The following is a 5,002-nucleotide window of genomic DNA, read 5'->3' as shown; positions in this document are numbered from 1 at the left end:
GGCGTCCCCGTGATCGGTGCCCGCGGCGCGCTCGGCCGGCCCGGCGGCGGTCCGCGCGTCGTCCCCGGCGACCGACCCGCGCCAGATCGAGCGGGCACCCACGGCGAGGGCGGCCGCCACGCCCGCGGCGGACAGCACGAGGAAGGCGGCGACGGCACGGTTCTCGGTGGAGACGAGCGCGACCAGCCCCACGACCGCCCCGACGCCGAGCGCCGCGGCCTCCAGCAGCAGGAGCGCCACGAGCAGCAAGACGGACCGGGACCGCCCGCCGGGCGACGTCCCGCGGGGGCCCGGGACGGACGCGGCGGCGGGCTCGCCGCCCTCGGGCGACAGGGGTTCGGGACCGGGCACGGCACGAGCCTAGGACCACCGACCCGCGCCGCGGACGCCCCGTGGCGGCCGTCCCGGGGCGGGTCCCGGCGCGGCCCTCGCGGGAGGTATCGGCGCTGGTCCGGCGGGGTCGAAACGCTGTGACCAACACCTCACGGTGATACGGATGAAACCTTCTCGTTACCCCTTGTGCAGCCGAGCGGCGGCATGTGACGCTTGATGCAGTCGTAGGACGTTCCCGCACGCCCCCCACCAGAGCCCACACCCTCCCCCGGGTGCCGGCTCGACGCGCGCCCGAGGAGATCGCATGGATTGGCGCCATCGCGCTGCATGTCTGGACGAAGACCCTGAGCTCTTCTTCCCCATCGGCAACACCGGACCTGCGCTCCAGCAGATCGACGAGGCCAAGGCCGTGTGCCGCCGCTGCCCCGTCATCGACACGTGCCTGAAGTGGGCGCTCGAGTCCGGGCAGGACGCCGGCGTCTGGGGCGGACTCTCCGAGGACGAGCGTCGCGCCCTCAAGCGTCGCACGGCCCGCGCCCGCCGCGCCGGCTGACCAGCCGCCTCCGCACCGCACCCACGACGACCCCGGTCCCGCCCTCAGGGCGGCGCCGGGGTCGTCGTCATCTCGGCGGGTGCACCCGGCGTGGGTCCACCCGGCGCTCAGGCGGGCTTGCGCTCGCGCAGGTCGACGTCGAGCACGACCTGCGTCCCGCCGCTCGGCCGGGCGGACCAGTCGATCGTCCCCTGGAGCTCGTTGCGGACGAGCGTGCCCACGATCTGCGTGCCCAGGCCGGTCATCGGCCCGCGGCCACCCGCCTCGGGCGGCAGGCCGACGCCGTCGTCCGCGACCGTCGCCCGCAGGTGCGTCCCGGTCCGCTCGGCGGTGATCTCCACGGTGCCCGTGAGGCCGCCCGCGAAGCCGTGCTCGACCGCGTTGGTGACCAGCTCGGTCAGCACCAGGGCGAGCGCCGTCGCGTCCTCCGCCGGGACCATCCCGAACGTCCCCGTCCGCACGGTGCGCACGGACGCCCCCGCGGAGGCGACGTCGGCGGCGAGCCGCAGGCTCCGGTCCACGAGCGTGTCGAAGTCGACCGTCTCGTCGAGCGTCTGCGAGAGGGTCTCGTGGACCTGGGCGATCGTCGTCACCCGCCGCATCGCCTCGCCGAGCGCGTCGCGGCCCTCCTGCGACGTCATGCGCCGCGACTGGAGCCGAAGCAGCGCGGCGACCGTCTGCAGGTTGTTCTTCACGCGGTGGTGGATCTCGCGGATCGTCGCGTCCTTGGTGATGAGCTCGCGCTCCCGCCGGCGCAGCTCCGAGACGTCGCGGCACAGCAGGACGGCGCCGATGCGCTGACCGTGCTCGGTGAGCGGGACCGCACGCAGCGACAGGCACACGCCGCGGGCCTCGACGTCGGTGCGCCACGGCGCGCGGCCCATGACCACGAGCGGCAGTGACTCGTCCATGGCCGAGCTCTCCTCCAGCAGCTCGGTCGTCACCTCCGCGAGCGAGCGGCCGACGAGGGAGCCGAGCACGCCGAGGCGGTGGAAGCAGCTCAGCGCGTTGGGGCTCGCGTAGAGCACCTCGCCCTCGGAGTTGAGCCGGATGAGCCCGTCGCCGACGCGCGGCGCCCCGCGGCGCGGGCCGGTCGGCGCGTTCGGCGACGGGAACTCGCCGCGGGAGATCATCGCCACGAGGTCGTCCGCGGCCTCGACGTAGTTCAGCTCGAGCCGGCTCGGCGTGCGCGTGCCGCCGAGGTTGGTCTGCCGCGCGATGACCGCGATCGGCCGGTCGCCGTGCACGACGGGGACCGCCTCCTCGCGGACCGCGTAGGTGCCGAACCAGCGCGGCTCGCGCGAGCGCTGGATGCGCACCTCCGCGAGGGCCCGCTCCAGCTGCGGTCGCTGGCCCTCCGGGGCGCTGCTCCCGACGATGTCGTCGTAGTGGACCGTCGCCCCGGTGGAGGGACGCGCCTGGGCGATCGCGACGAAGTCCCCCGCGGTGGTGGGCAGCCACAGGACGAGGTCGCCGAACGCCAGGTCCGAGATCAGCTGCCAGTCGCCGACGAGCAGGTGCAGCCACTCCACGTCGGCCGGGCTGAGGTCGGCATGCCGGGAGACGAGGTCGCTCAGTGTGGACACGCCCAAAGCGTAGGCGCACCGGGGCCGGCCCCGGGCGGGCGGCGGAGGCGCCAGGCAGCGCGCGCCGCCCCCGCACGAGGCACTAGCCTCAGGTCACCGCTGATGACCCGGAGGCAAGGGTGCACCTGTCCGCACACGCGCGCTACGACGCCGACTTCGACCGCGTGGTCGCCATGCTCGCCGACGAGGAGTTCGTCGCGGCGAAGGTCCGGGCGTCGGGGGCCGTCTCCCAGCAGGTCGACGTCGTGGGGACCGCCGACGAGGCGTTCACCGTGACCACGCGCCGCCACATGCCCACCGACCAGATCCCCGCGCAGTTCCGCTCCCTGGTCGGCGCCACGCTCGAGGTCCGCCAGGTCGAGGCGTGGGTGGCGCCGGGCGGCGACGAGCGGCGCGGCACCGTCGTGGTCGAGATCGTGGGCGTCCCCGTCCGGCTGACCGGGACCATGCGCCTGACGTCCGACGGCGACGCGACCGTCCAGGAGATCCAGGGCGAGCTGAAGGCGTCGATCCCGCTCTTCGCCTCGGCCGTCGAGCAGGAGACCGCTCGCGCCCTCCAGGCCGCGATCGCGGCCGAGGAGCGGACGGCCCGGGCGTGGCTCGCCCGGTGAGCGGCGCCGGTCGCACGTGGTGAGAACGCGGCGCGGCGACGGCGCGTGCTGTTGACACGCCTCCCGAGGCGCCGCGAGACTACCGGACGTAGTGGAACCGCTCTCATCCTGGGCCCGACGCGCGGGACGGCGTGGTGACGCCACGCCCAACGACCCTGCCCGGTGCGACGCCGCACCGCACGGCCGCCCGGCCACGAGCCCCGGGCGCTCAGGAAGGACTTCGCCGATGACGGCAGACGTGCGTCCGCCCGGGCTGCCGCCCGCCTCGGACCTCCCGCACGCCCCCACGCTCGAAGAGGTCGCGGAACGAGCCGGCGTGTCCCGCTCGACCGCCTCCCGCGCGATCAACGGGGGCCTCAAGGTGAGCCCCGAGGCCCAGGCCGCCGTCGACCAGGCCGTCGCCGAGCTCGGCTACACCCCGAACCGCGCCGCGCGCTCGCTCGTGACCCGGCGCACGGACTCCGTGGCGCTCGTCGTCCCCGAGCCGGACGAGAAGGTCCTCACCGACCCGTACTTCGCCGGCACGCTCCAGGGCCTGAGCGCGGCCTTCGTCGACACCGACATCCAGCTCATCCTGCTCATCGCGCGCCGGGGCGAGGAGGCCCACCGCACGGGCCGGTACCTGCGCAACGGCCACGTCGACGGGGCCGTGATCGTCTCCCACCACCGCGACGACGCGCTCGACACGGTGCTCGCGGAGTCGCGCCTGCCGTGCGTCTTCGTCGGCCGCCCCTGGGCCGCACCGCGCCCCATGCAGTACGTCGACGTCAACAACTACCTGGGCGGACGCCGGGCGACCGAGCACCTCATCGGGCGTGGCTGCCGGCGCATCGCGACGATCGCCGGGCCGCTCGACATGGCCGCCGGCGTCGACCGCCTCGCCGGCTGGCGCCAGGCGCTGCAGGACGCGCAGCTCTCGGACGAGGCGATGGTCCGCGGCGACTTCACGTCCGCCGGTGGCGCCGCGGCGATGGACCGGCTGCTCGACGCGCACCCGGACATCGACGGCGTCTTCGCCGCCTCCGACCTCATGGCCGCGGGCGCCCTCGGCGTGCTCGCCCGCCGCGGGGTCTCCGTGCCCGGGGACATCCGCGTCATCGGCTTCGACGACCTCGGCGTCGCCGCGTCCACCGCGCCCCCGCTCACCACGATGAGCAACCCCGTCGTCGAGATGAGCCGGGTGGCCGGCGAGCTGCTCCTGGAGCAGATCGCCGGGCAGACCACGTCCTTCGAGCCCCGCATCTTCGGGGCCGAGGTCGTGGCGCGCGACTCCGCCTGACCTGCGCGGCCGTCCCGCGGTCCGACCCGACCGCCGAGGCGCAGCGGTCGCCCGTAACGATCCGGTCACGGCGTCCGCGAAGGGTGGGAGCGCGCCCAGCGATCCGGCATGATCGCGTCCGACCCACCCGCGGCTCGACGACGACCCGCGGCTCCCACACGACGAGGTGATGATGCGAGCTCGCGCCGGCGGCGTCAGCGCACCTCCTGCCGTACCGCGCCCGCACGGCGACGCGTGAGCGGCGACCTGCGGCCCTGGCGTCTGCGCACCGCGCTGCGGCGCTCCGCCCGGCAGTGGCGCCTGCTCGCGGTCGTGGCCACGGTCGCGGTCCTCGTGGGAACGCTCCTCAGCTCGCTCGCGGTCCTGCTGGTCGCCACCGAGAACCAGGGCGTGGAGAACGCCCTGACCCGTGCGGACCCCGCGCGCGCCGAGGTCCGCGTCACCATCGACACGCTGACGGTGCCCACGGCCGACGCGCGCGCCGCGGCCGACGACGCCGCCACCGCCCTGGTCTCCCCCGCGACGGTCGCCGGGCTCGGCGCCGAGCAGTCCAGCCTGCAGCGCGTCGAGCGACCCGGCGCGCTCCCCGCCGTCGTCTACCTCGGCCACGTCGACGGCGTCGCCGACGCGGCGACGCTCG

General features: G+C 75.4%; 6 protein-coding genes. 4 read left to right on the top strand and 2 right to left on the bottom strand.

Annotation, left to right across the window (positions count from 1 at the left end; translation table 11 throughout):
* Nucleotides 1–351, bottom strand: a 351-nt coding sequence (locus tag IDM29_RS14880) for a hypothetical protein (protein WP_375372423.1), incomplete at its 3' end; no start/stop codon positions are given.
* 286 nt (nucleotides 352–637) lie between these two features.
* On the opposite strand from IDM29_RS14880, the gene IDM29_RS14875 reads away from it, so the two are divergent.
* Nucleotides 638–886, top strand: coding sequence for a WhiB family transcriptional regulator (locus IDM29_RS14875; protein ID WP_182111789.1), 249 nt, complete (start codon nucleotides 638–640; stop codon nucleotides 884–886).
* Between the two features lie 107 nt (nucleotides 887–993).
* Here the strand turns inward: IDM29_RS14875 and IDM29_RS14870 are convergent, their stop codons facing one another.
* A complete protein-coding gene (locus IDM29_RS14870; protein WP_255491596.1) occupies nucleotides 994–2,472 on the bottom strand; it encodes a sensor histidine kinase in 1,479 nt (492 codons plus the stop codon).
* Nucleotides 2,473–2,591: 119 nt separating this feature from the next.
* Between IDM29_RS14870 and IDM29_RS14865 the strand changes: the two genes are divergently transcribed.
* From IDM29_RS14865 to IDM29_RS14855, 3 genes are all read left to right on the top strand, one after another.
* Nucleotides 2,592–3,083 (top strand): DUF2505 domain-containing protein, encoded by a 492-nt coding sequence (locus IDM29_RS14865; protein WP_255491597.1) that lies wholly within the window; start codon nucleotides 2,592–2,594, stop codon nucleotides 3,081–3,083.
* A 226-nt stretch (nucleotides 3,084–3,309) separates the two neighbouring features.
* Nucleotides 3,310–4,362 (top strand): LacI family DNA-binding transcriptional regulator, encoded by a 1,053-nt coding sequence (locus tag IDM29_RS14860; protein WP_182111790.1) that lies wholly within the window; start codon nucleotides 3,310–3,312, stop codon nucleotides 4,360–4,362.
* Between the two features lie 234 nt (nucleotides 4,363–4,596).
* Nucleotides 4,597–5,002 (top strand): hypothetical protein (locus tag IDM29_RS14855; protein WP_223148371.1); only part of this gene is annotated, 406 nt, incomplete at its 3' end.

This window comes from Actinotalea sp. JY-7885, from assembly GCF_014525465.1.
Taxonomy (GTDB): Bacteria; Actinomycetota; Actinomycetes; order Actinomycetales; family Cellulomonadaceae; genus Actinotalea.
Note: the sequence above shows the minus strand (reverse complement) of the source record. Positions and strands in the feature narration are given on the sequence as shown.

Excerpts from the sequence above, each read along its gene's own strand:
- IDM29_RS14860 (WP_182111790.1), top strand. The coding sequence starts at position 3,310 with ATGACGGCAGACGTGCGTCCGCCCGGGCTGCCGCCCGCCTCGGACCTC.
- IDM29_RS14875 (WP_182111789.1), top strand. The coding sequence starts at position 638 with ATGGATTGGCGCCATCGCGCTGCATGTCTGGACGAAGACCCTGAGCTC.